The following is a 26,624-nucleotide window of genomic DNA, read 5'->3' as shown; positions in this document are numbered from 1 at the left end:
AAAGCTTTCACATGGCCGTTCGACCTCATGTTGATCGATGAGAAGAATGTCACGACCGTCGCCAGCCCTCGTGAAGGAACCGCTGCGCTCAGGTATTCAACCCGCCGTCAACGTTGAGGGTCACGCCGGTGACCTGCCTTGCCGCAGGACTCGCCAAAAATGTCACGGCGGTAGCGATGTCCGAAGGTGCCCCATATCGACCCAACGGGATGAGGTTCCGCTGGAATTCGGAATATTCCCCGTCCGCCGGGTTCATCTCCGTATCCGTCGAGCCCGGTTGGATGAGATTGGCCGTGATATCGCGCGGTCCCAGTTCCTGTGCTAAGCCCCGGGTGAAAGACTGGAGTGCCGATTTCGTCATGAAGTAGACTGTGCCCGTCGCGCCGACGATGCGGTCGGCACCGGCAGAGCCGATCGTGATCACTCGCCCGCCGGCGCCGAGATACGGAAGGGCGGCCTGCGTCGAAAGAATGGTGCCGCGGACATTTACTGCAAGGAGCGCATCGATGTCCTCGACCTTGATGTCGGCAATCGCTCCGTAGAGTGCGATCGCGGCGTTGTTCACCAGAATGTCGAGGCCGCCAAGCTCCTTTGCCGCTTCATCGACCGCTCCCCGGATCGCGGTCGGATCCGCGCTGTCGGCCTGGATCGCTATGCCGCGCCGACCGTGGGCCTCAATCGAGGCGACGACCGCCCTCGCGCGATCCGTCGAATTCTGAAACGTCAATGCAACATCGGCGCCATGCTCGGCAAGCGCAAGAGCGATTGCTGCCCCTATACCGCGAGAGCCACCGGTCACAAGCGCTCTCTTTCCCTTCAGATCAATCATCTCGACTCCATTTATGTAGTGATCGATACATAATGCATATGGACGTTGAAAATGGGAGTCAACGGGTTTATGTAGCGATCGATGCAAAAAGATCGAAACGGCACATCATCGAAAGTCTCAACGACAGGTTCCGCGCGTGGCCGGCCCCGCGCGTTCGACCGTGACGCAGCCCTGACCTGCGCCATGCGGATGTTTTGGATCAAAGGTTACGAAGCGACGTCGATCTCTGATCTGACGGAAGCCATGAGCATCGCGACGACAAGCCTCTATGCGGCGTTCGGCTCGAAGGACGAGCTCTATGCGGAAGCACTGAGGTACTACGCTTCTTACTACGAACATCTGGTCTGGGGACGTTTCCGTGATGCGACCACGGCACGCGAGGCGGTGAAAGCGTACCTTCATGACTCGGCCGCCGCCATGACCGGTTCAGACTGCGACCTGCCTCACGGTTGTCTGGCGACCCTCGGTACGGTCGGCAGCGATGGACACGAGGAACTTGCCGAGCTGATGCGCTCGACACGGGGGCTGGCCTTCGATGTGCTCGCGTCGCGTCTGAAAAAGGCGGTCGACGAAGGAGAGCTTCCACCGGCCCTCGATATCGCCATGGTCTGCAGGTTTCTCCAGACCGTTCAGAGCGGGATGGCAATCCGTGCCCGTGACGGAGCGGAAAGAGCCGAGCTCCAAAGCGTGGCGGAGATCGCCATGGCCGGCTGGGACGGTTTTGTCTCAAAAGCTGCGGATTGACCCGTTTTTGACGTCAACCCCTGGAATTGGCTACGGGGCTCAGAAATACCGTTTCCGGAACATTCCACCTGACGGGACGTTGAGCGCGACAAGGAGAAAGCTCATGGCTCAATGGTGGAGTAAGCCCGTCATAGTCGAAACTCGGAAGACGGGAGACCGTTTGACAATCTCCAGCGCGGAGCGCGCGGCGGAATTCATGCTCAACGAGTGGCCGACGCTCGAAGATGGTCAAGCCTATCACGCTGCGATGAAAGCACTTATGGCGGTTCAGCAGGGAAAAATTGAAGAAAACGAAGCCAGAGAGGCATTTCTTGCAGCGCTGAAGGAAGGCGACATATATATTTTCGAGGAGTGAGGTCATACCATCCTCATAGTTTGTCGATACTCTGCATCCGGATACTCATCAACGGATATGCTGGGCCACGGGAATTCCGGTCGTTCCGATTGTGGAACGCGGATATCCGCCGGTGAAACCGGCCATCTCGCAGTGCGTTCAGACTTCGGCACCTTGAAGCTCAAATAACCTGGAAAACCTGGCGACTATAATCCGAAGGGAATGTGATGACGTCGCAATAGAGGTTACCTCGGTGAAAGTTGCCGATAGTCGCTGCCTTTGCATGGCTGCTAAGGGCCTCCGAGTGTCCCGTTGTTGGATGGATCGCCCCTAACGCATGAACAAGCCACCGCTGCAGACAACTGTCTCGCCGGTGACAAATTGCGCACCTCGGCCCTCAACGAGCCAAAAGATAAGATCGGCGATCTCGGACGGAGACGCGACCCGTCCAAGCGGAACCTGCCCGGCGGCTTCCTCCAAACGGCCACCAAGTGCTCTTACCCCCTCAGTGTCAACCGGACCGGGCGCAACCGCGTTCACGCGAATCCGCCTGGGTGCCAGATCAGCCGCCATGCTCCGCGTTAGGCTGACGATCGCTGCCTTGGTTGCGGCGTAAAGCAGCTGATCAGGGCGCGGGACAAAGGCGTTGATGGATGAAAGATTAACAATAAGACCGCCATCGGTCATACTGCGGCTCACCAATTGGCTTAAGAGCAGCGTCCCTAGGACGTTCACGTCGAATACCTGCCGGTACTGCTCAATTTGAAAGTCACTTAAAGATGTAGGGGGAAAGACCCCTGCCGCGTTGATCACCGCTGCGGCGGGGGATGGGAGGCGATCCAACTCCGCTTGAAGCGCGATTGGGTCTGTGACGTCCGCAACAAGCGGTATCGCTCTTTCGTTCTGCGCGAACACGGTCCGAACTGTTTCGTCTTGATCAAGCGCTCCGACCTGCCAACCTTGTGCAACGAAGATTTCGACGCACGCACGGCCTATTCCTCTTGCTGCGCCCGAAACGATTGCGAGAGGTCTTTCGTCGTTCATTTTGTCCTTCCGAATCAACCGCACCGGCGCTCGTTGAGCGACGCACTTCGAGGCCCCATTCCTTCATTCATGAACCGATGTCTGTGAAACAAATCGTGCGGCAATGTGTTCCGGTGGTATGCGAATTTTTGGAAACCTGGAGACTTCGGGATTGCGTGATGTCGGACAAAAATTTCCACATGCGCTGGGATTCCGCCGCACTAGCCTCATTGCGGGCACGCATTCAAAGCTTCGAATGGCCGCGCGAGATTGCCGATAGCGGCTGGCGCTATGGCTTATAATATCTACGCATCGTAGGTGTCGCGTGATCTCTCCGTGGCAAGCTTACGCACTGGCACGAAGTTCCGCTGGAAAACTGCAGGGTAGGCTAAGGGACGCCAGAATTCCCGCCTAGAGGGCGGCTCTCAGTCTGACGCGCTCCTCAGCTGACAGGCGACTTGCCACAGCAATCAAGAGATTAGCCAAAACATGATCGTCTGCCGATCGATTGTTTTGGCTTTGGTAGAAATCGCTGGTTACGCTGATCCGACAAGCTGTACTCGGCGATTTGCCGTAGCCGGCAAGAAATGTAGTGAGCGCTTCCGTTAACTCTTGATTAAGATGATCGGCATGGGGCACGGAGGTGAACCAGGATTGTAGCTGCTTCTCCGCTCGACGCCCATCGCGTCTATCGTCGTATTTCTTCGCGGTCATATCCTTATAGGCACAGAACTTCATCGGCGCGAAGAGCCACTTGCCATCTTCGGTTTGGAGAGCATACCAAGCGCGAGCATATGCCAGGCGACGCCGGAGGTCAGCGCTGCTGTCTAGCTCTGCCTTGAACCGCTCAATATTTTGAAGCACATGAGAAAGTGTCGGTGCGATCACGGACATTTAAGCTCCCCTTCTGGTAGTTCATTCCTGTGTGAATTTGTTGGATCAAATACGCCGTTAGATCGTGTGTCAATATTTCAGGAATTAGATGATTTTGTTTTGCCTCTAAGGAGCTTTGCAGGAAAGCTCGGCCACGACGGCCGATTGCTTCAAGACGGCAACTCCGACTGCCGCCAAGTTTGCCAGCCCAGACAATTAATCCTGCGTTCAGGGTGGTGCGGCTAGTTAAGCGGCAATCATTGCCCCAGTTGCCGTCAACGGGGTGTTGCAACGAAGATCTCAGGCTCCGGGTTCTCGTTTCTGGAACTCTGCGTTCGAGAAACGACGAGACAAAAGCGAAAGACACATGTCATCTAAAGATACTGTCAACGATTCTGCTCCAACTCCTCAGATGGCTCATTCGGATCGCGAATTCGGAATTCGCGCCGCTCTTTTGTCCAACGATCAGCTGAGAGCGATGGCAGCAAAGTTTGCAGAAACTCGCACGCTTGATCTCCTTAAATTCAATGGCTTCGATTTCTATCTCCGGCATAAGGAGAACGAAAACGAAATCCTGCGGGTCTATCGCGCTGCAGCTGCGGATGTCGATGCTGGCGAAAGCATCACGCCGGCTGCCGAATGGCTACTCGACAACCACTACATCGTCGAAGAGGCAATCCAGGAAGTTCGCCGCGATTTTCCGAAGAAGTTCTATCGCGAACTGCGCAAGATCAATCTCGACGGCACGGAGGTGCCGCGCACCCTCGCGCTCGCCTGGCTCTACATGGCGCATGCGCACAGCAATATCAGCAATGCCGGCATGACCGCGGTGACCGAAGGGTTCCAGGACCGCGAAACCTTGCGGATCGGCGAACTCTGGGCGCTTCCTTCGCTGGTGCGCTACGTGTTGATCGACAATCTTCGCCGGGTGGCATCGCAGATCGATAAGAGCCGCGAAATGCGCGCGGCTGCCAACACGGCGGCCACCGAGGTAATTTCGCTCGGTGACGCCGGCGCAGCGCAACATCTGGAAACGCTGGCCGCCAATCTCGACGACACGACCTTCGTCACGCAGCTGCATTATCGTCTTCGCAATGCGCTGGAACCAACCGAAGCTGCGCTGAACTGGCTGGAGGCAAAGCTTTCCGCCAAGGGAACGGATGCAGAAGCCGTCATGTCGGCCGAGCAGATCCGTCTCGGCGCGGCCAATGCGCTGATGGGCAGCATTATCAAGAGCCTGCGCGAGATCAACGACACCGACTGGTCGGAGTGGGTCGAAGAGGTCAGCACCATCGACAAGCTCCTCTGGCAGCAGACGGATTATGCAGAGCTCGATGCCGGATCTCGCAACAGCTACCGCCGCCAGATCGAAAAGCTTGCAAAGCGCTCCGACAAGACAGAAATGGATATCGCCGAGGCCGCCGTGCGGCTGACCGACCGTGCAAAAAATGAAAGCAGGGACGGATCTGCGAGCAATATCGGCTACTATTTCGTCGGCAACGGGCGCCCGGCACTCGAGGCGGAGATCGGCTTCCGGCCGACGCTCAGCCTGCGGTTCATGCGGATGGTCCGCAAGCTGAACTGGCTCTCGATCGCCATCCCGGTGCTCCTGTTGACATTGCTGGCGCTCGTCTTGGTCGAATGGGCATTCGTCGACGCGGGAATGCCGCTGTTTGCGACGATCGTTCTGCTGCTGATGTTCGCGCTCCCGGCATCCGAGGGCGCGACCGGCCTCTTCAATTTCTTTGCCACATTCTTCATCACGCCGGATCGTCTCGTCGGCTATGAATTCAAGAAGGGCTTGCCGGCCGACGCCCGCACCCTCGTCACCATTCCTTCCCTGATCGGCAGGCGCGAGCACGTGGATGAGCTCGTCCGCAATCTTGAGGTACATTACCTTGCCAATGCCCGCGGTGAGATCTACTACGCACTCCTGACCGACTGGCCGGATGCTGAGGAAGAAGAGACCACCCGCGATCTCGACGTTCTCGATTATGCACGCAGCAAGATCGCCGAATTGGAATCACGTTATTCGGAAGAGGGCAAGCAGCGCTTCTATCTCCTGCATCGCCGCCGACAGTATAACGCGGCCGAAGGCGTCTGGATGGGTTGGGAGCGCAAGCGCGGCAAGCTGCACGAGCTCAATATGCTGTTGCGCGGCAGCCAAGACACGAGTTTTATTGCGGGCTTCGATCTCGTGCCGGCCGACGTCAAATACGTCATGACGCTGGACAGCGATACGCGCGTTGTTCGCGATACCGTCGTCAAACTCGTCGGCAAGATGCATCATCCGATCAACCGCCCGGTTTTCGACCACAAGAAGCAGCGCGTCGTCGATGGCTATGGCGTGCTGCAGCCGCGCGTGACGCCGTCGCTGACGACGGGCAAGGACGCATCGACCTTCCAGCGCGTCTTCTCGGTCAATCGCGGTCTCGACCCTTACGTCTTTGCGGTTTCCGACGTCTATCAGGACATCACCGGCGAGGGTACCTTTACCGGCAAGGGCCTTTATCATGTCGACGCCTTCGAGGCCTCGCTGAAGGGGCGGATCAGCGAGAACTCGATATTGAGCCACGACCTGCTCGAAGGCTCGATGGCGCGATGCGGTCTGGTGACGGACTGCGAACTGGTTGAGGATTTCCCCATCCGCTACGAAGTGGAGGTCTCGCGTCAGCATCGCTGGGCACGCGGCGACTGGCAGCTTATTCCGTACATTTTCGACGAGCGCCGTGGCATTACCGCGCTCGGCTGCTGGAAGATGCTCGACAATTTGCGTCGCTCGCTGACGCCGATCGCCTGGTTCTTCGCTTCCGTGCTCGGTTGGTACTGGATGGATCCTTTCGGCGCGCTTATCTGGCAGATCCTGCTGATCTTCAGCCTGTTCGTTGCCCCGACATTGTCGCTGATCAATGGCATCATCCCGCGAACCAGCGACATCATCCTGCGGGCGCATCTCCATACCGTCTGGAAAGATATTGAGAATGCCAATGCCCAGGTGGCGCTGCGCATCATCTTCATCGCCGACATCGCCTGCGTCATGGCTGATGCGATCGGCCGCTCGCTCTACCGCATGTTCGTCAGCCGCAGGCTGATGTTGCAATGGCGCACCGCCGCAAGTGCGCAGGCCATGGCTCAGAAGACGATCCTCGGCCATTACAAGGTCATGTGGCGTGCCCCCCTCCTGGCCATTCTGGCACTGGTCTTCGCCGCCTCTTCCGGCGACATCGCGTGGCTGGTCGGGCTTCCTTTCGTGTTTCTCTGGGTGCTGTCGCCAGCCATCGCCTGGCTGGTCAGCCAGACGGCGGAAACCGAGGATCGGCTTGTTGTGCCCGACCACGTCCGCAACGAATTGCGCAAGATCGCGAGACGTACCTGGCGCTATTTCGACCACTTCGTCGTTCCCGATCAGCACTTCCTGCCGCCCGACAACGTTCAGCAGACGCCGCATGCCGTCGTCGCCATGCGTACGTCGCCGACCAATATCGGAGTCTATCTGCTGTCGGTCATCTCGGCGCGTCGTTTCGGCTGGATTTCGTTCGAGGACGCAGTCAAGCGCATTGAGCAGACGATCGAGACAGTCGAAAAGCTGGAAAAATATAAAGGTCACCTCTTCAACTGGTATCATACCGACACGTTGAAGCCGCTGGGCCGCAAATATGTATCCTCGGTCGATAGCGGAAATTTTGCCGGCCATCTGATTGCCGTTTCATCCGCATGCCGCATCTGGGCTCAGTCTCCCCTTGCCCATATCCACACCGATCTCGATGGCATCGGCGATGTCGCGGCAATTCTGCGCGAGGTGCTTTCGGAGCTTGATGACGATACGCGGTCGAACCGATCCCTCCATGACCGGCTCGACGGCCGTATCGCCGAGCTCGAAGCGGCGGTCGCGACCGGTAAACGCGAGAAGGAATTCTCCTCAGGCCTTATCGAACGATTTGCCGGGCAGGCTCGGGAAATCCGCGAACTTGCCGGAAGCCTTGACAGGGAAGTCAAGACCACGCGGAGCGAGGAAGTCGTCCATTGGGCGGAGAAGCTGGTCGAAACCTGCGAACTTCATCAGGTCGACAAGGCTTTCGATCCCACACAGGCACCTGATATCAGCGAAAGGCTGATCCGGATCGGCAATCGCGCCCGTGAAATCGCCTTCGATATGGATTTCAGCTTCCTCTATCGACCGGAACGCCGGCTGCTGTCGATCGGCTTCCGTGTCGAGACGGAAGAAGTAGATGCCGCCTGCTACGATCTGCTCGCTTCGGAAGCGCGTCTGACGAGCCTCTTCTCGGTCGCCAAGGGTGATCTGCCGACCGAGCACTGGTACAAGCTCGGCCGCCATGTCGTGCCTGTCGGCACGCGCGGTGCGCTGGTCTCCTGGTCCGGCTCGATGTTCGAATATCTGATGCCGCCTCTCGTCATGCAGGAGCGTAGCGGCGGGATTCTCAACCAGACCAACAATCTGATCGTTCTCGAGCAGATGAACTATGCTCGCAAGCTTGGCACGCCATGGGGTATCTCGGAAGCGGCCTTCAACGCCCGCGATCATCAGATGAACTATCAGTACAGCAACTTCGGGGTGCCGACGCTCGGTCTGAAACGCGGTCTCGGACAGAACGCCGTCATCGCACCTTACGCCTCGTTGCTGGCCAGCCAGTACAATCCGGTCGCAGCCCTCGAAAACCTCGAGCGGTTGCGGGCCGTCGGTGCACTCGGCATGTATGGTTTCCATGACGCCGTCGATTTTACGGCAAGCCGCGTGCCCGAAGGGAAGCAATGCGCGGTGGTCTATAATTACTATGCGCACCACCACGGCATGTCGATTGCCGCGGTTGCCAACGTGGCTTTCGACGGCCTGCTGCGCGAGCTGTTCCATGCGGATCCGATAATCGAGGCAGCCGAATTGCTGCTGCAGGAAAAGGCGCCGCGTGACATCCCCGTCATGGCCTCGAAGCACGAAACCGATGCGCCCGCGACCATCCAGGGCGACCTGATGCGTCCGGAAGTGCGGCGCCTGGAAGATCCGGCGTCACGGGAGCGCGAGTTGCTGCTGTTGTCGAACGGCCGTTACTCGACCATGCTGACGGCGACCGGCTCCGGCTACAGCCGCTGGAAAAATCTCTCCGTCAACCGCTGGCGTGCCGATCCGACCGAGGATCGATGGGGCTCGTTCATCTTCATGCGCGATACGGCATCGAACGAGTGGTGGTCTGCAACGGCGGAGCCGCGCTCGATAGCCAACGAGCATGTTCGGGTGAGCTTCAGCGACGACAAGGCGGAGTTCATCAAAACTGTCGGTGAGCTGACAAGTGGAATGGAAGTCTTCGTCGCAAGCAATTACGATGCGGAAGGCCGCCGCCTGACGATCAGCAATACTGGCACGGAAGATCGGGTCATCGAAGTGACCTCGTACATGGAGCCTGTCGCCACTCTCGATGCCGTCGATACGGGTCACCCCGTCTTTGCCCGCATGTTCCTGAAAACCGAGGTTGCCGCGAAAGGTGATGCGATCTTCGTCGAGCGCCAAAAGCGCGGCGTGACGGATCCCGAAGTCGCCATCGCCCATCTGATCATCGATACGTCCGGCGAAGATTTGCCGACTTACCATGAGACGGACCGCATGCGCTTTCTTGGACGGGGTCGCACGCTGACGGAGGCTGCGGCCTTCGACGCCGGCGCGGAGCTCTCGAATACCAGCGGATTCACGATGGATACCTGCCTGTCGCTGCGCCGGACGCTTCACGTGCCGGCCGGGGAAAAGGTCAGCGTAACCTTCTGGACCATTGCCGCGGCCGAACGCGCCGAACTCGAAGCAGCCGTCGAGCACTATCGCCGGCCGGAAAGCTTTGCCCAGGGTCTCGTTCAGGCCTGGACGAGAACGCAGAGCCAGTTGCGCCAGATCGGCGTCAATTCGAAGGAGGCTGCCGCCTATCAGCGCTTTGCCCGCTACATCATCTATCCCGACATGGCACTGCGCGCCGACAATAAGACAGTTCGCGAAGGCCTGAAATCGCAGTCCGTCCTCTGGGGCGCGACGTTGTCCGGCGATGCACCATTGATGACCTTGCGCATTACCGACGAGCTCGGCACGGATCTCGTCAAGGAATTGCTGCGTGCGCAGGGCCTCTTGCAATCGCGCGGGGTCGAGGTCGATCTCGTCATCTTCAACGAACGCTCCGGTGAGGCAGCCGCCGAAATGCAGCGCACCATCGACCAGCTCTGCGATGCGGCGCGTCACGCCAGCGAGGTCGCCGGCATCCAGCGCAATATCTACGTCCTGCGCAAGGATCTGACGTCTTCTGAAGCCTATGATGCCATCATAGCCGCCTCGCGCGTCGTGTTGCGTGGTCGCGATGGCAGTCTCGTCGATCAGTTGCAGAAAGCCCGTTCCGTTTCCGGTTCGCCCGCGCTGCTTGGTCAGTGGGGCGACTCCACCCTGGTGCCGCGTATGGTTCGCAGCACAGCCGGGGGCGTGCCGGTCGATGGCAGCGATCTTGCCTTCTGGAACGGTTATGGCGGCTTTGCGGCCGATGGCAGCGAATATGTCGTGCGCCTGTCCGGCGGCGAACAGACGCCGCATCCATGGGTCAACATCATAGCCAACGAGAGCTTCGGCTTCCATGTCTCGGCGGAAGGCGCCGCCTTCACCTGGAGCCAGAATTCCCGCGATCATCAGCTGACGCCCTGGACCAACGACATGGTCACGAACCGCCCGGGTGAGGCCTTCTATTTGAAGGATCTCGATCGCGGCTCCGTCATCGTACCCTACGCGTCGCTCGCGCAGCGCGCCGATACGCGCTTCGAAGCCAGGCATGGCCTTGGCTACTCGATCTTCTCGACGATTCAGGACGAGATTTCCCTGGAGGTCACCCAGACCCTCGACATGGAAAAGCCCGTTAAGCTGACGCAACTGCGTATCCGCAATGATGCGGGTGAAGCACGCAAGCTGCGTCTTTACGGCTATGCTGAATGGATTCTCGGCAACAACCCGACGAAGAGCAAGCCCTTCGTCATATCGAGCTTCGACAGCGTGAGCGGAGCGGTCTTTGCGAAAAATCCGTTTAGTGTCAGTTTCGGGACGCGTGTTGCGGCATTTGCAGCAAGCGAAGCACCATCGAGCGTTTCCACCAGCCGCCGCGAATTCATCGGCCGGCACGGAACGATCCAGCAGCCGCGCACGGTTTCGGCCGGGTCGCGGCTCTCCAACGCCGTCGATCTCGATGGTGATCCGGCAGCTGCCATGGCATTCGATCTGACGATCGAGCCGGGCGAAGTGCGCGACATCTGCTTCTATATGGGTGACGCCCCCTCGCAGAAAGAAGCGGCGGCTCTCATCGCCGACATCCGCTCCATCGGTTTTGCAGAGGTTCTCGAGAAGACGCGTGAGTTCTGGAAGAGCTTCACCGGCAAGGCGCATGTCTCGACACCGGACCAGCGGCTTGACTTCATGGTCAACAATTGGCTGCCCTATCAGACTTATAGCTGCCGCATCATGGCCCGCACCGCCTTCTATCAGTCGAGCGGTGCGTGGAACCTGCGCGACCAGTTGCAGGATTCGCTGGCCTTCCTGCTGCATTCGCCTGAGATCGCCCGCAAGCAAATCCTCAATACCGGCCGCCGTCAGTTCCCGGAAGGCGATTTCCAGCATTGGTGGCTGGAAGATAGCGGTGCCGGCGTTCGCACGAACATCTCCGACGATCCGGTCTGGCTCGCCTATGCCCTCGACCAATATTGCACCGTGACCGGCGACGCCTCGATCATGGACGAGATGCTGCCCTTCGTCGAAGGCGCGCAACTCAGCCCTGGCCAGTACGACGCCTTCCTGCAGCCGCGTGTTTCCGACGGGACCGCACCGCTCTACGAACATGCCGCTCTCGGCCTCGATCTTACGATCAAGCGCACGGGCGTGAACGGTCTGCCGTTGATGATGAGTGGTGACTGGTGCGACAAGATGGATCGCGTCGGCATCGCCGGCCGTGGCGAGAGCGTGTGGCTGGCATGGTTCCTCGCCGGCGCCTTGCGCCGCTTCATCGCCTATGCCGAAACGCGCGGCGATACGCAACGCGTCAGCCGTTGGTCGGATCATCTTGAAAAGCTCAAAGCCGCGATCGAAACGGCCGGCTGGGATGGCGAATATTATCGCCGTGGCTATTACGACAACGGCGCGCCTCTCGGCTCCAGCCAATCGGCGGAAGACAAGATCGACTCGATTGCCCAATCCTGGAGCGTGCTGTCGGGTGAAGGGAATCCGGACCGCAGCAACATGGCCATGAATGCAGTCCTCGATAAACTGGTTGATGAGGAGGGTAAGCTCATCCGCCTGCTGACGCCGCCCTTTATCAAGCCGATCAATGATCCCGGTGTGATCAAGGCCTACCCGCCAGGCGTCCGTGAAAACGGCGGCCAATACACCCATGCAGCCACCTGGACGGCTCTTGCCCTAGCCCGGATGGGCCGCGGCGAAGATGCCTGGCGCGCGGTCGAAATGCTCAATCCGATCAACCACGCACTCGACAAATCCTCTGCGGAGACCTATCGCGTCGAGCCCTATGTAATCGCCGGCGACGTTTATGGAGAAGGTGACCTCAGGGGTCGCGGCGGCTGGAGCTGGTATACCGGTTCGGCCGGGTGGTTCTATCGCGTCGCAATCGAAGGCATCCTCGGTATTCGCACCGAAAGCAGGCGGTTGCACGTCAAGCCTGTGCTGCCGGCCGGATGGAATGGCTACTCGGCTACGCTGGAACTGCCGAGCGGCAAATACGAAATTTCGGTTTCGAGAGTTGACGCGACAGGAGGATATTCGGTCACGATCAACGGGACCACAATGGATGATCTGCGGGAGGGATATTTGCTCGCGGCATCGTAATCGGTCACGATCAGCCCGGCGGCCGCGCGCTGTGCGAAATACTCTCCCATCAGCGGCGTCGGCGCGTTGTCGAGCGTGGCGCGGGTGCGCGTCATCGCCGACATCCAGATACGATTGGGCACAAGAAGGCAGCTCCCCCAGGTCAGCAAATGCGCCGTTCTCCCGCTCGCTCGTAACGTCGCCGGCTTTGACGATGAGGCGATCGCTTGCGATTACGTCCGCCAGTTTACCTAGCGCCTCCTCGTCGGTGTCGGTGGCGAGCACATTTTCGCCACTCGCGATAAACCGTTCGAGTAGGCGCCTGTGCCGTCAGCTACCCTTGTCACGACGAACGTTCGTCTGGCTCTTATCGCTTCGTCTCGGTGGCCGCGAGTTCATTGAAGTACTCGGCGAGCTGGCGCGGTTCGTGGCCGAGGATCGCTCGCAGCGTCAGAGCGTTGGCGCGCAAGCCGGTGCGGTCGTAATGCGCGAACATCGGCCTCAAGGGTGCAATGTCGTCGCCAAGCGAGTTCGGATCGATCCGCTCTGCCCGAACCGATCGGCCAAGCGCTTCGCCCATGAGGCGGGCAACATCGTGGCGGTTAAGCCAGCCGTCGGACGCGAGCTCATACGTGCCGTAGAGCAGGCGGTCTTCAGTGAGGGCGATGGCCGCGACTTCGGCGACGTCACGGTAATCGACTCTGCTGAAGCGTGTGTCACAGGACCAGGGCTCAGCCAGTACGTCGGTCACAGCCACCTTCTTCCACATCGCCTCGAAGTTCTGAAAGTAAAGCGCGGGGTGCAGGAAACTGTATTCGATCCCGTATTCGAGGATCATGTCTTCGACTGAAGCCTTGGCGGAATGGTTTGAAAGGCCGGCGATCACAGGATGGAAGACCGAGGAAAATACGATCCGCCGGACACCCGCGCGGACCGCCGCCGTCACGAAATTTCGGCCAATATCGGCCTCGCGGGGGATGAAAGCCGGTGCGATGTAGAAGACCCGCTCTATGCCTTCGAGCGCGCTCGCGACACTCTTCGGATCGGTCAAGTCCGCGACAACCGTTTCTGCTGCTCCATGTTCACGGACCGAACTCTCTCGGCTGTGGTCCCGGACGAGACCACGGATGTGCGCCCCGCGGACGGCTAGAGCGGGCACGACATGACCGGCGAATTTGCCGGACGCGCCGACAACAAGTGTCGTTATGTTCGTCATGGTTGTTTTCCTGTTTCGCTTTGGCAGGGAACGATGCGAATCGACAAAAGGATCGATCCGTTCCGTGGACTTATCGTCTACGGAATGGAACAATGGATCCCGATGATTGACCTCAATGACTTGCGCGTCTTCAACAAGGTGGCCGGTCTGCGCAGTTTCTCTGATGCAGGGAGCGCCCTCGGTATGCCCAAGTCGAGCGTCAGCCGGGCGATCAGCCGGCTCGAACGTGATTTGGCAATCCGATTGTTCCAGCGGACGACACGCGATGTGGCGCTGACGCAGGCGGGGCAAGCGCTGTACGAGCGCGCTCGGGATCTGCTCGCCGGACTTGAAGACGTTGCGGTCTTCACAACCAGTTTGGCGGACACGCCGCGTGGCAGGCTCACGATCAGCGCCGGAATCGGGTTCGGCATAAATGTTCTCGGCCGACAGTTGCCTGGCTTTCTTGATCGTTATCCGGAGATCAGCGTTTCGATCGACCTCACCAGCCGCAATGCTGAACTGGTTTCCGAACAGGTGGACGTGGCGATCCGCATGGGACCGCTTGCCGATTCAGCACTGGTCGCCACCCGCCTCGGGACACTGACGCAATATATCTGTGCGGCAAAATCCTACCTGGATCGATGCGATCACCCGAACGAACCGCAAGACTTGCTTTCCCATCAGATCATCGACTTGCCGACGGCGAGCAGTAAGCCGCGACCGTGGCGTCTGGTTAGGGGAGATGAGAGCCGGAATATCTCACCGACGGCCAGAGTTGAGGTCAACGATATGTTGACAATCTGCGCACTGGTGAGGGGTGGCGCCGGGATCGCCGCTGTGACCGCCTATTTGTGTGGTAACGACATTCTCGAGGGAACACTCGAACGAGTGTTGCCAGAGTGGTCGCTCCCGCCGCTGCCGGTCAGTTTGGTGTTTCCCAGCAAGCGGGAGGTTTCGCCCGCCGTACGCGTCTTCGTTGACTACCTGCGCGAGACGAACGTTGCCGGGAATGACTGGCTGGCAGATCCGTTGCTGGCGAACGGCAGGTAGTTTGCACTTGGCAACAGCAAATCCGCTCGCGTCCATCTGTCAATATGCATTCGACGCTCCGGCTTATTGGGTCGAGGCTTCCGGGCACCAGACAGATCCGCGGCATGAGTTTCAATCGGCGCCCAACGATTTTCACTTTGGAGCAGGAAGATATCGTGCCCGATCTCGTCACCATTGCCAAAGGTCTGGGAGGCGGTTTCCAACCGACCGGCGCAGTGATGCTGTCACGCAGGATCTATCAGGCATTCGGGCGTTTAGCACATTCTCTAGAAAAAGGAGCCGGACATTTCGGGTGCGCCTTCAAGCGCATGGGCCATGAATTCCACGGCGGCCTTCAGCTTGTCCCGTTGGATCGGTCCTCCGAGGCAGACGCGAACCGCTTCCTGCGCAGGTCCATCGACCGTGAAGGCATCGCTCGCGACGACACCTAGGCCGGAGGAACGCATGTGGCTTCCGAATGTCGAACGCGTCCAGCCATGAACGAGCGGCAGCCAGATATTGAAGCTTATCGCGTCGCCGCGATAGCTGCCAGCGGGCAGCACGTCCGCGATAAGCGCCTGCCGTGCCGCGGCTTCGGCTCTGATGAAGCGCAGGATGCTGTCGGCCGTTCCGTCCTCTATCCAGCGCGTGGCAAGCGCGGTGGCAAGCGGCGAGGCCATAACGTTATTGGCGCGCATCGCTGCGACGAACGGCCAGCCTGCCTTCGAGTCTGGCGCGACCACGTAAGCGAGCCTGAGACCTGCACCGATACATTTGGCGAGCCCGCCGATATGCCAGGTCAAATCCGGCGCCATGGCGGCGAGCGGCGGCGGGCTATGCTGCGGGATGAAGCCATAGGCATCGTCCTCGACGATCGGCACGTGATACTTGCGGGCAACGGCGCAGATCTCGGTGCGGCGTCCTTCCGGGATGGTTAGCGTCAGCGGGTTCTGCAGCGTCGGATTGAGATAGAGAGCCTTGGGCTTTCGCGTCTCGCAGGCCTCGGCAAATGCGGCGGCAATAATGCCGTCCTCATCCATCGGCAGGCCGACGAGGTTGAGGCGCAGCTGCGCGGCGATCGACCGCATGCCGGGATAGGTGATGTTTTCCGAAAGCACCGTTTCGCCCGGCTTTGCCAGCATGCCGAAGATCGCCAGCAGCGCCGGATGCGCTCCGGGGGTGACGAATATCCGCTCCTGCGACGGCACCAGCCCGCGCCGGCTAAGCCAGGCAGCCGCCGCCTCCTTGTCCATGCCAGCACCACCAAAGCCTTGGTAACGAAGCAGAGAGACGAGATTTGTCGCGACTGACGACAGCCCTTCCCGCATGCGGGCCAGCAGATCCGGGTCGTCCGGCTCCGGCGGCATGTTCATGGAGAAATCGACCGCCGACGTTCGTCGGATATCAGGAACGGCATCGGAGGAGAAACCGAGCCGCTCCTTTTCCAGGCCACCGGTCACGAACGTACCGCGGCCAACATGAGTCTTCACCAGCCCGCGCTTTTGCGCTTCTACATAACCGCGTGCGACCGTCGTGAAGTCGATGTTGAGCTGCTTGGCGAGTTCCCGCTGCGGTGGCAGTCGATCCCCAACGACAAGGTTACCGCTGCGCAGGTCGAGTTCGATGACATCGGCGATCGCCATGTAGCGCGGGCCGCTGCTGCGGCTGAGGTCGGGAACCCATCGTTTCATGTGTCCGCAATCCGGTTAAACTGTTTTTATTGACCGTATATTGTTGCATCGGCCTCTTGTCACCTAAAATAATATACCGGCCGCGTTTTCTTGTGGCTCGAGGCGCTAGCAGCCGCTCGCAAACACTCACTCGCAAAATTGAATGCATATTGGAGGTATTCATTATGTGCATTGTCGCTTCCATTTTCGGCAGCCTTTTGGCGCAGCTTTCGGCAACGAGAAGTGCAGAGCAAGTAAATGACGGGAGAATTGAATGCTTTCTTCGACAATTTGAACGCATTTTAGGCAAACTTCATATTGGCATGGCCTTTGCAATTGAATGGCGTACCCCGCGACGGGGCCTGACATCAACATAGGAGCCATTCATGCCCGCAGTTACCGCACCCGCCCATGCCGACGGCGATTTCCTTGTCGATTACGAAGAAAAGGTCTTCGAGGATGTCCAGGCCAAGGAGGGTGAGAAAGCCCTCATCACCTTCCATACCGTCGCCTTCGAGGGATCGATCGGTCTCGTCAACCTTCTCCAGGCCAAGCGCCTCAAGCGCAAAGGCTTTGAGACGTCCGTGCTGCTTTACGGTCCCGGCGTAACGCTTGGCGTGCAGCGTGGCTTCCCCAAACTCGGAGCGGAAGCTTTTCCGGGCCATCTCAACTTCAACAACCAGATCAAGGGCTTCATGGAAGAAGGTGGCAAGGTCTATGCCTGCCGTTTCGCGCTGCAGGCGCTTTACGGCCATGGCGAAGGCTCGCTGATCCCCGGCATCACCCCGATCAGCCCGCTCGATGTCCTCGACCTCATCCTGATCCACCGCCGCGACGGCGCCTTCATCCTCGACACCTGGACGCTCTGACCGACCGGAGGCGGGGCGGGGCCCCGCTTTCATCCGCCCAAAAGGAGTTCGCCATGGAAAAGAAATCAATTGTGCGGGCCGCCGCAGTGCAGATCGCACCTGATCTCACCTCACGGGAAAAGACGCTGGCCCGGGTTCTGGAAGCAATCCATGAGGCCGCGGGCAAGGGTGCCGAACTGGTGGTCTTCCCGGAAACCTTCGTGCCTTGGTATCCCTATTTCTCCTTTGTCCTGCCGCCGGTGCTTTCCGGCAAGGAACATGTCCGGCTCTACGACGAGGCCGTCACCGTGCCGAGCGCCGCGACGGAATCCATCGCCGCAGCAGCTCGCAATCACGGCATCGTCGTCGTGCTTGGCGTCAACGAGCGCGACCATGGCTCTCTTTACAATACCCAGCTCGTTTTCGACGCCGACGGGGCGCTGATCCTCAAGCGCCGCAAGATCACCCCGACCTTCCATGAGCGGATGATCTGGGGTCAGGGCGATGCTTCGGGCCTCACGGTGGTCCAAAGCCATGTCGGCCGGATCGGCGCGCTTGCCTGCTGGGAGCACTATAATCCGCTCGCCCGCTACGCGCTGATGGCCCAGCACGAGGAGATCCACGTCGCCCAGTTCCCGGGCTCGATGGTCGGGCCGATCTTCGCCGAGCAGATAGAAGTGACGATCCGCCATCATGCCCTGGAAAGCGGCTGTTTCGTCGTCAATGCGACGGGCTGGCTGACCGATGAGCAGATCACCTCGATCACGCCGGACCAGGGGCTGCAAAAGGCCCTGCGCGGCGGCTGCATGACGGCGATCGTCTCTCCGGAAGGCAAGCACCTCGCCCCACCCCTCGCCGAGGGTGAAGGCATGGTGATCGCCGACCTCGATATGAGCCTGATCGTCAAGCGCAAGCGGATGATGGATTCCGTCGGTCACTACGCCCGACCCGAACTCTTGCATCTCGTCATCGACGGACGTGCGACCGCACCAATGGTCGCCTCCCGGACATCTTTCGAAACCGCCCCCGCTTCCACCGAAAGGAGCAATTCCGATGGACACTTCGACAACACGTCTTCCGACCGAGATTCTGATCAACGAGTTGCAGTCCTTCGGAGCCAGGCTGGTTGATCCGAAGGCGGGTCATGAAAGCCGCCGTGGCGGCGCCGGCCCTTCTGACCACAAGCCGATGACCATTGACGGCATGACCGTCATGGTTCCGGTCCACACCGCACCCGCCTTCGAAAGCCCCTATCTGGTCGAAAAGCCGGATGAGGAGGGCAAGAGCCGCATCAGCCGCGATGGCCGCGTGCTTGGCGAAGTCTCCTTCCCGCTGCGGCCCCGCTTCTACGAGCGCAGCACGGCGGATGGCGTTCCCTATTCGCAGATCGCCGTCCTGCACGGCCGCGATGTGCTGGCAACCACGGTGCTGCAGACCTGCATCCGCTATCAAAGCCGCACCAAGACCTGTCAGTTCTGCGCCATCGGCCAGTCGCTCGCCGCCGGCCGCACCATCGCCCACAAGACGCCGGAGCAGCTTGCCGAAGTGGCGAAGGCGGCGGTCGAACTCGATGGCGTCAAGCATATGGTGATGACGACGGGAACGCCGAAGGGTTCGGATCGCGGCGCGTCCATCCTCGCCGACAGCGCCCGCGCCATCAAGGCAGCCGTCGACATCCCGATCCAGGCACAATGCGAGCCGCCGGAAGACGATGTCTGGTTCCAGATCATGAAAGATGCCGGCGTCGACGCGCTCGGCATGCATCTCGAAGTCGTCACACCGGAAATCCGGGCGCGCATCATGCCGGGTAAGGCACAGGTCTCGATGGAAAATTACATGAAGAGCTTCAAGGCTGCCGTGAAGGTGTTCGGCCGCGGCCAGGTCTCGACCTATATTCTCGCCGGTCTCGGCGATACTCGCGAAGCGATCCTCGACATCTGCGAGAAGCTCGTTGCCATCGGTGTTTACCCCTTCGTCGTGCCCTTCGTGCCGATCTCCGGCACGCCGCTCGAAAGCCATCCGGCGCCGAAGCCGGACTTCATGCATTCGATCCTGTCCCCGCTCTCGAAAATGCTCGTCGACAGCGGCCTGAAGGCCGCCGACATCAAGGCCGGCTGCGGCAAATGCGGCGCCTGTTCAGCCCTTTCGACCTACGAAAGGATGCTGACCAAATGATGCTCGAACCCTTCGCCCCCTATCGCGCCGCCGAGTTCCAGGTGAAGTTCGCCACCTCGTCATGGGAGCGGCAGCAGGCATACGCGCTTCGTCGTTCCGTCTTTTGCGACGAGCAGAAGATTTTCGACACTGACGACCGCGACGCGATCGACGACCACGCCATCCCGATCGTTGCACTGTCGATGATGGGCGTCGCCTCCGACCGGTTGGTCGGCACGGTGCGCATCCACGAGGAAGAACCGGGGCTGTGGTGGGGTTCGCGCCTCGCCGTCCACGAGGATTTCCGCAAGATTGGCGCGCTCGGCGCGACCCTCATCAAGCTCGCGGTCTCCTCGGCCAATGCGATGGGCTGCCACACGTTCCTCGCCAATGTGCAGGCGCAGAACGGCCTGCTCTTCCGCCGGCTTCATTGGGACGTGATCGAGGAATTCGAAATTTACGGCAAACCGCATCTCCGGATGAAGGCCGACCTCGCCTGGTATCCGCCCTGCCCCACCCCGGAAGCCGGTTTCATCGCGCTTCCGAGAAAGGCAGCGTGACCCATGGTGATCGATGTCACGGCACTCGCCGCCAAACTAATCGCCTCATCCGGCGTTGCCGCAAAAGCCGATATCGGCAGGATCGCCGCCGGGCTGGGGTTGGCTGGCCAATCCATCGCCGTCGGAGACGACTGTGCCGCCCTGCCCGATGGCGACGGCTACCTGCTCTTCGCCATCGAAGGCTTCATCAACGAATTCGTTGCGGCCGATCCGTGGTTTGCCGGCTGGTGCGGGGTGATGGTCAATATTTCCGATGTCGTCGCCATGGGCGGCCGGCCGGTTGCCGTGGTCGATGCGGTCTGGGCGAATGGCGAGGAGAACGCCTCTCCGGTGCTGGAAGGGATGCGCGCTGCGGCCGCCACCTATGGCGTGCCGATCGTCGGCGGCCATACGAATATCCGCACCGACCGCCACCAGTTTTCTGTGGCGATCCTCGGCCGAGCGAAAAAGTTGCTGACGAGTTTCGATGCCAAGCCCGGCGACACCCTGATCGCCGCCGTCGATCATCGCGGCCGTTATCGCGAGCCGTTCAACAACTGGGAGGCAGCAACCGACGCGCCGCCTGGGCGGCTGCGTGGCGACCTCGAAATCATGGCCGGGATTGCTGAAGCCGAACTGGCTTTCGCTGCGAAGGATATCAGCCAGGGCGGCATACCCGGCACGGCGATCATGCTGGCGGAGTGCTCCGGCGTCGGCATCGATATCGATCTGACGGCCATCCCCCTGCCCGAAGGCGTCGCTCTGGAGCGCTGGCTGTCGACATTTCCGAGTTACGGCTACCTCCTGTCGGTCGCGCCCGCGAATCTGGAAGCCGTCCTCAAAATCTTCACCGCACGCGGCATCGCCGCGGCCGCTATCGGCACGGTCAATGCCGGCAGCGAGGTCGCCATCAGCGCCGATGGCAACCGCGCGGTCATCCGCGACCATGCCAGGGTGCCGCTCCTGGGCCTTGGACGCACCGGCGAAAAACACGAGCGGGAGGATGCCGCATGAACCGTCCTCTGCGCATCGCCATGCTGGCCCATTCGACCAATCCGCGCGGCGGCGTTGTCCACGCCATGCAGCTTTCCGAGGCACTGACGGCGCTCGGCCATGACGTCGTCCTGCACGCTCCCGATTCCAAAGGAAACGGTTTTTTCCGCAAGGCGGAATGCGGCGCGATGCCGTTTCCCGTCGGCCCCGCCGTCTCCGACATGACCGCCATGGTAGAACAGCGGATCGCAGACTATGTGCAGCATTTCGAAAAGCCGGCAGCGCGGGCATTCGACGTCTTCCACGCCCATGACGGCATTTCCGGCAATGCGATGGCGGTGCTGAAGCAACGTGGCTTCATCCGACGATATGCGCGAACCGTCCACCATGTCGATCAGTTCGCCAATCCGCGGCTGATGGAACTGCAGCACCGCTCCATCGATGAGGCCGCCCTCTTCTTCACCGTCAGCGCCACGTGGCAGCACTATCTGGAGGGACAGGGAAAATCGGCATCCGTCGTCGGCAACGGCGTCGATACCACACGTTATTCGCCGAGCTGGAGCGGTGAGCAGACGGCGTTGAGGGATCGTCTCAAACTTCCCACAGGTCCCTTATTCCTCAGTATCGGCGGGGTGGAAGCCCGCAAGAACACGATCGGAATCCTCGATGCCTTCCGGCAATTGCGCGCCGTACAACCGGAGGCCCAACTGGTGATCGCCGGCGGTGCATCACTGCTGGACCACAGCGGTTACCAGGACGAATTCCACTCTGAACTGGCTCTGCTGCGCGAACACGCCTCGGCCGTCCACCTCATTGGCCCGGTCGCCGACGAGGACATGCCGAACCTTTACCGTCTCGCGGATGCGCTGGTCTTTCCCTCGCTGAAGGAGGGTTTCGGGCTTGTGGTTCTGGAGGCGATGGCGAGCGGCGTGCCAGTCATTGTCTCGTCGATCGCGCCGTTCACCGAATATCTCGCCGGCGACGATGTCATCTGGTGCGACCCGCGTCATTCGGCCTCCATCGCCGAAGCCATGGCACTGGCGCTCGTCCCGCAAATCCGCAACCGCATCATCCCGAGAGGTCTCGATGTCGCCAGCCGCTTTTCCTGGCGGCGCGTCGCAGAGGCCCATCTCTCCGCCTATGCGACATTGAAGGAGAAAGCCCATGCCTGAAATGCGCTTCGTCATTGCCTGGCCCGATGGCCGGGAGGAGAGCTTTTACTCGCCCTCGCTGGTGATCCGCGATTTCTTCGAGGAGGGCCAGACCTATCCGATCCGCGACTTCCTCGACCGCAGCCGCAAGGCGCTGACCATCGCCAGCGACCGGGTCGAGGCAAAGTTCGGTTACCCCTGTTCGCTTGCCCGTGGCCAGCTTGCCCGTATCGAGGCGGCCGGCGCGCTCTTTCTTGACGACGCCGATGCGCGCGTCCGCTGCCAGCAATTCATTCTTTGACCGCCGAAAGGAACCGTCATGACTTTGCCCCTCAAGCCGCATTACAGCGCCGTTGTCGTCGGCGGAGGCCAGGCGGGCCTGTCCGCTAGCCACTATCTGAAGAAACACGGCATCGATCACGTCGTCTTCGAGAGGAAAACCGTCACGCACAAGTGGAAGGACGAGCGCTGGGATGCGTTCTGCCTGGTGACGCCGAACTGGCAATGCCAGCTTCCCGACCACCCGTATGACGGCGACGATCCACATGGCTTCATGGTCAAGGACCAGATTATCGCCTATGTCGACCGTTTCATCAAAAAGGTCGATGCACCGGTTTTCGAACATACCGCGGTCAGTTCGGTGGAGCGGATGTCGGACGGTTCGTTCAGGGTCGAAACATCGGCAGGCACCGTCACCACGGACAGTGTCGTGCTGGCGACCAGCCTTTATGCCCGCGCGGCAATTCCGCGCGCTGCCGAGCGGCTACCGGACGAGATCCTGCAGCTTCACACTGTCGATTATCGCAATCCGCAGCAACTACCGGAAGGCGCGGTGATCGTCGTCGGTTCCGGCCAGTCCGGCTGCCAGATCGCCGAGGACCTGCATCTCGCCGGCCGCAAGGTGCATATGGTCACCGGTAACGCGCCGCGGTGCGCGCGCTTCTACCGCGGCCGGGATGTCGTCGACTGGCTCTCCGATGTCGGGCAATACGAGATCACCGTCGAGCATGACGGAATGACGAAGAAGAAGCACGACACCAACCACTACCTGACCGGCCGCGACGGCGGTCGGGATCTCGACCTCAGGAAATTCGCGCTCGAAGGCATGAAGCTCTATGGCCGCATGGAAGGCGTTTCAGGTGGCAGGATGCTGTTTGCGCCCAACCTCAAGGCCAATCTCGACAATGCCGACCGGGTCTATAATGGCATCAACGCCCTGATCGACAAGCATATCGCCGCCCATAACATCGATGCGCCACCGGCCAGCGTCTATTCCCCCCTCTGGGAACCGGCGTCGGAACCGGCGGAACTCGACCTTGCCGCCGAGGGCATCTCATCCGTCATCTGGGCTACAGGTTTCACACCGGACTGGTCCTATGTCGGACTGCCGATCTTCGATGGCACCGGCTATCCAGTCCAGCGACGCGGTGTCACGGGTATAGACGGTGTCTATGTGCTCGGCCTGCCATGGCTCTGGACCTGGGGCTCGGGCCGCTTTCTGGCCGTCGGCAAGGATGCGGAACACGTGGTCGGCCACCTGACGGGCTACCTTGAGAGCGCCGGCGAAAAGCCCTTCAGACAAGCTGCGACGGGTCGATGATCAGATGAGTGTCGCGTTTCTCAATACCTCCACGAAAACATCCGCCAAGCGCGCGCTGATGGAGCGCGCGCTTGATCCCCATATCCTCCTCGGCATGCCGCATCTCAATCCTTTTGGCTTGTCCGAGACATGGCTGATGAAAGAGCTCGGCCACCGCCACTGGCTGATGCTGGCGCAGCAAATGGACATGGAAGACGCCGACTTCCGCACATCCGATGGACGCGAGGCATATGCCGCGATCTGTGCGACATCGCTTATGCAGGCGCGCCTTGAATTGGCCAGAGCCAACGATGTGCTGGTCGTTCGTTCCTCGATGTCGCAGGTGTCTCGCACACAGCACACTAGCATCCACCATGTGTCTATTGGTGTAGACATAATTGCTGTTGTCGAAATCCTGTCTGCCTTCGTTGCGAGAGAAAAAGGCGGCGACAACCGATCACTGACCAAGATGGGAGTAACCACAGGCCTAGCCCAGCCTCGCCTCTCCAATTCCCTTGCTGCAGCGGCAGCAGCGTTCCGGCGCGGTCAATCAGATGTTGTCTCCGATATCTCCTTGGCGGAGCTTAGGCTTGCCAGAACAATGATCATCCGCCCAAGTCTTCAGGAGGAATTCAACGGCGCTGGACTGCTTTATTTTGCGAATTTTCAGGCACTTGCCACGAGAACGATCGAGGATACTCTCCCGCCATCCAAACTGATGCGGCGCGACGTGTTTTTTCACGGCAATATCAATCCCGGAGAGGCAATCGAACTCAAAGTTCGAAGTTCGGATGATAATGTCAGATGGGTTGTCGAGTTTTATCGAGCGGACGGGTCAAGACTGGGCTTAGTCACAACGTGGTTTGCCTAGGTTTATTTACTAGGGTCGGGACCCATTGAAATCACCAGTGCCCGACAATCGGCATCTGGCGTTTCTCAGTCTCGTCGATCTGCTGGACGAACTACATCGGGAAGCCTCCGCTTCGTGCCGATTTCCCACGGGCGCTTGCCAAATGATGAGCTTTCGCTCCTCTTGCGGAACACCCATCATAGATCTCCCGGTATTAGTGCGCTTCAAACGCTTCTTGAGACAATGCTTCGCTCGCTATCGCGGTCTTTTTCTTCTTCTGTACAGGCAGCCTCAAGACAGGAAAGCATTTAGAACGTGACTTGCCAGCTCTTGAGGGGATGCGAACCGTCGGCCGCGCCTTATTTTCTCTAACATATTGAAATATCAACACATTATAAATGTCGCGATGGCCTGTGTGGTAAGATGGCTTATGGACCACAGGTCAAATTTCGTTCTCGAAGTTGGTGTAGAAACGGAGCAAAGACCGGATTAATAGGGAAAACGCAGCGATGGGAACAGTGCCCGAAGCCAAAATATAGGACTTCCGAATGTCGGATGAAGGGGAAACCCTCAGCGTATCGCACGTCATGTCCAGGGACAGTGTTCGTCGTCATAGCCATCCCCTCTTATTTTTTATGGGAAATGTTTAGCGAGAGCGCTGCGTTGAGCCGATTGTCGGCCACGGCCGCGATTTTTCACTATACGGTGCGATGTGATGCAGACGGCAATCCTGTTGCCACGGGACAACCCAACTGCGTTGATCTTAATCGCTATGTGTTCGTCCATGGACCCATCGACCGCGCCTTTCGCAGGGCATGCTCAGGAAAGAAGGCAGGGATCCTGTCTTTCGAAGAGGGCAAGGTACCGAGATCGGAAATTAACTCCGTCCAAAAGGAATTACAGTTCAGAGCGCGAAATGGTTCAAGCTCTCCATGTTAGTCCGACCTCCACCAGCGCGGAGCAGCCGATCGGCGTTTTTGAAGGCACTGCCGGTTGTAACGTGAACCAGTATTTGGCGCGAGCCGCGCACCTTTGACCAGACGGCGATGCCACGCAGCAGCTTTGTGAAAACCTTGGCGGATCGGAAAGGCCCGCGAAATCAGTGTCAACCGCGATCGGATGGGTGGTGGTGAGAGCGAATCCTTCATCCAATAGATATTCAACCGCAGAAAACCGGGCTAGGCCAACAATCTTGCCTTCCTGAAACTCCCGCGAAAGAAGCGCATGTTCGTCATCAGGGAACTTCTTAATCGAAACGACTTAATTGAATGGGCGATCACCGAAGGCTTCCAGGAGATCGTGCCTGCGACCGCGTTACATGTCACGATCGGCAAATTCCACGACCCGAACGTCGGGCGGCAGTTGGTTCCCGCCGCGCACGATTTGACAATCCGCGCGAGCCAACGAAGAGCTGTCCTGAACTTTGGAGGCATCCTCGTACTGGCCTTTGGTTCCGCTAAGCTTGCACGCCGTCATGCTGAGTTTCGCCGGGCGGGGATGACGTGGTTTTATCGAGACTACACACCCCACGTTTCGTTTGCGCTCGACGGTATGGATCTACGGGACATCCGGCCTTTTGACGGCCGCCTCTGTTTTGGACCAGAGATTTTTAAACCTGATCCGATCCTGGATTCATTGCCAACCGGTTGAAATGTTGTTTCTGGGCCACGCCCGGCGTCGTTTCGGGTTGCGCGTTCGACAGGGAGCTTTTGCCCTCTCAGAGTAAGAGGACTGATTTCGCGCCGGCCAAGGAGGAGATCGACGTGTTCACCGACCCGCGATCAACCACGCGATGTCCGAAACGCGATCACCTCCATACCGATCGCGCTTAGAGGATGGTTCTGAGCCTCATTGCGGCAGACGGTAGACGTCGGCGTTGTCCTGCCGTTCTCTGAGTCCCTTATAGGAAGCATGGCGCAGTTTGCCGTCATCCGTCCAGGCACGATATTCGATTTCGGCGATGAGCGTTGG

The 26,624-nt window shown here is 59.6% G+C and carries 20 protein-coding genes and 1 pseudogene; 15 read left to right on the top strand and 6 right to left on the bottom strand.

Annotated features, from left to right (window positions below; all coding sequences use genetic code 11):
* Positions 1–88: 88 nt before the first annotated feature.
* Entirely contained in the window at positions 89–829 is a 741-nt protein-coding gene (locus FHT84_RS22765; protein WP_113250138.1) for an SDR family oxidoreductase, read from the bottom strand.
* 81 nt (positions 830–910) lie between these two features.
* Between FHT84_RS22765 and FHT84_RS22760 the strand changes: the two genes are divergently transcribed.
* Positions 911–1,573, top strand: a complete 663-nt coding sequence (locus FHT84_RS22760; RefSeq protein WP_210249898.1) for a TetR/AcrR family transcriptional regulator — start codon at positions 911–913, stop codon at positions 1,571–1,573.
* Between the two features lie 103 nt (positions 1,574–1,676).
* On the top strand, positions 1,677–1,928 hold the full coding sequence (locus FHT84_RS22755; protein ID WP_112345432.1) for a DUF982 domain-containing protein: 252 nt from the start codon (positions 1,677–1,679) through the stop codon (positions 1,926–1,928).
* 309 nt (positions 1,929–2,237) lie between these two features.
* On the opposite strand, the gene FHT84_RS22750 is transcribed toward FHT84_RS22755, so the two are convergent.
* Positions 2,238–2,951 carry an SDR family oxidoreductase gene (locus FHT84_RS22750; RefSeq protein ID WP_113250140.1) on the bottom strand — a complete coding sequence of 238 codons (714 nt, stop codon included), beginning with the start codon at positions 2,949–2,951 and terminating at the stop codon, positions 2,238–2,240.
* Between the two features lie 158 nt (positions 2,952–3,109).
* On the opposite strand from FHT84_RS22750, the gene FHT84_RS31700 reads away from it, so the two are divergent.
* Entirely contained in the window at positions 3,110–3,232 is a 123-nt protein-coding gene (locus tag FHT84_RS31700) for a hypothetical protein (protein WP_281411494.1), read from the top strand.
* A gap of 109 nt (positions 3,233–3,341) precedes the next feature.
* Here FHT84_RS31700 and FHT84_RS22745 read toward each other — a convergent pair whose 3' ends face one another.
* A complete protein-coding gene (locus tag FHT84_RS22745) occupies positions 3,342–3,824 on the bottom strand; it encodes a hypothetical protein (RefSeq protein WP_112345434.1) in 483 nt (160 codons plus the stop codon).
* A gap of 391 nt (positions 3,825–4,215) precedes the next feature.
* Between FHT84_RS22745 and FHT84_RS22740 the strand changes: the two genes are divergently transcribed.
* Positions 4,216–12,663 carry a glucoamylase family protein gene (locus FHT84_RS22740; RefSeq protein WP_246698602.1) on the top strand — a complete coding sequence of 2,816 codons (8,448 nt, stop codon included), beginning with the start codon at positions 4,216–4,218 and terminating at the stop codon, positions 12,661–12,663.
* A gap of 346 nt (positions 12,664–13,009) precedes the next feature.
* Here FHT84_RS22740 and FHT84_RS22735 read toward each other — a convergent pair whose 3' ends face one another.
* Positions 13,010–13,858, bottom strand: coding sequence for an NmrA family NAD(P)-binding protein (locus FHT84_RS22735; RefSeq protein ID WP_210260784.1), 849 nt, complete (start codon positions 13,856–13,858; stop codon positions 13,010–13,012).
* On the opposite strand from FHT84_RS22735, the gene FHT84_RS22730 reads away from it, so the two are divergent.
* The gene (locus FHT84_RS22730; RefSeq protein ID WP_113250141.1) at positions 13,805–14,890 is read left to right on the top strand and encodes a LysR family transcriptional regulator; all 1,086 of its coding nucleotides are present in this window, start codon (positions 13,805–13,807) and stop codon (positions 14,888–14,890) included. The genes FHT84_RS22735 and FHT84_RS22730 overlap by 54 nt on opposite strands.
* A 266-nt stretch (positions 14,891–15,156) precedes the next feature.
* Here the strand turns inward: FHT84_RS22730 and FHT84_RS22725 are convergent, their stop codons facing one another.
* Positions 15,157–16,560, bottom strand: a complete 1,404-nt coding sequence (locus FHT84_RS22725; RefSeq protein WP_145646850.1) for a PLP-dependent aminotransferase family protein — start codon at positions 16,558–16,560, stop codon at positions 15,157–15,159.
* A 365-nt stretch (positions 16,561–16,925) separates the two neighbouring features.
* Between FHT84_RS22725 and FHT84_RS22720 the strand changes: the two genes are divergently transcribed.
* From FHT84_RS22720 to FHT84_RS22675, 10 genes are all read left to right on the top strand, one after another.
* Positions 16,926–17,408, top strand: coding sequence for an MSMEG_0572/Sll0783 family nitrogen starvation response protein (locus FHT84_RS22720; protein WP_069610638.1), 483 nt, complete (start codon positions 16,926–16,928; stop codon positions 17,406–17,408).
* 53 nt (positions 17,409–17,461) lie between these two features.
* Positions 17,462–18,517, top strand: a complete 1,056-nt coding sequence (locus FHT84_RS22715) for a Nit6803 family nitrilase (protein WP_113250143.1) — start codon at positions 17,462–17,464, stop codon at positions 18,515–18,517.
* Complete coding sequence (locus tag FHT84_RS22710) at positions 18,441–19,562, top strand: MSMEG_0568 family radical SAM protein (RefSeq protein WP_183764369.1); 1,122 nt, start codon at positions 18,441–18,443, stop codon at positions 19,560–19,562. The genes FHT84_RS22715 and FHT84_RS22710 overlap by 77 nt, the downstream gene beginning before the upstream one ends.
* Positions 19,559–20,101, top strand: coding sequence for an MSMEG_0567/Sll0786 family nitrogen starvation N-acetyltransferase (locus tag FHT84_RS22705; protein ID WP_113250144.1), 543 nt, complete (start codon positions 19,559–19,561; stop codon positions 20,099–20,101). Before FHT84_RS22710 ends, FHT84_RS22705 begins: the two co-directional genes overlap by 4 nt.
* Positions 20,102–20,104: 3 nt before the next feature.
* A complete protein-coding gene (locus FHT84_RS22700) occupies positions 20,105–21,094 on the top strand; it encodes a sll0787 family AIR synthase-like protein (RefSeq protein ID WP_113250145.1) in 990 nt (329 codons plus the stop codon).
* Positions 21,091–22,245 carry an MSMEG_0565 family glycosyltransferase gene (locus tag FHT84_RS22695; RefSeq protein ID WP_169646059.1) on the top strand — a complete coding sequence of 385 codons (1,155 nt, stop codon included), beginning with the start codon at positions 21,091–21,093 and terminating at the stop codon, positions 22,243–22,245. Before FHT84_RS22700 ends, FHT84_RS22695 begins: the two co-directional genes overlap by 4 nt.
* Positions 22,238–22,525 carry an MSMEG_0570 family nitrogen starvation response protein gene (locus FHT84_RS22690; RefSeq protein WP_113250147.1) on the top strand — a complete coding sequence of 96 codons (288 nt, stop codon included), beginning with the start codon at positions 22,238–22,240 and terminating at the stop codon, positions 22,523–22,525. The genes FHT84_RS22695 and FHT84_RS22690 overlap by 8 nt, the downstream gene beginning before the upstream one ends.
* Positions 22,526–22,543: 18 nt before the next feature.
* Complete coding sequence (locus FHT84_RS22685; RefSeq protein ID WP_183764372.1) at positions 22,544–23,824, top strand: MSMEG_0569 family flavin-dependent oxidoreductase; 1,281 nt, start codon at positions 22,544–22,546, stop codon at positions 23,822–23,824.
* Positions 23,825–23,828: 4 nt separating this feature from the next.
* Entirely contained in the window at positions 23,829–24,674 is an 846-nt protein-coding gene (locus FHT84_RS22680) for a Pnap_2097 family protein (RefSeq protein WP_169646058.1), read from the top strand.
* A 1,203-nt stretch (positions 24,675–25,877) separates the two neighbouring features.
* Positions 25,878–26,303 (top strand): phage prohead protein, encoded by a 426-nt coding sequence (locus tag FHT84_RS22675; RefSeq protein ID WP_183764375.1) that lies wholly within the window; start codon positions 25,878–25,880, stop codon positions 26,301–26,303.
* A 198-nt stretch (positions 26,304–26,501) separates the two neighbouring features.
* Here the strand turns inward: FHT84_RS22675 and FHT84_RS31510 are convergent.
* Positions 26,502–26,624: pseudogene (locus tag FHT84_RS31510) on the bottom strand (ATP-dependent DNA ligase); the annotation flags it as partial.

This window comes from Rhizobium sp. BK289 (assembly GCF_014193575.1).
Lineage (GTDB): Bacteria > Pseudomonadota > Alphaproteobacteria > Rhizobiales > Rhizobiaceae > Rhizobium > Rhizobium tropici_C.
This window is presented reverse-complemented; position numbering and strand designations above follow the sequence as displayed.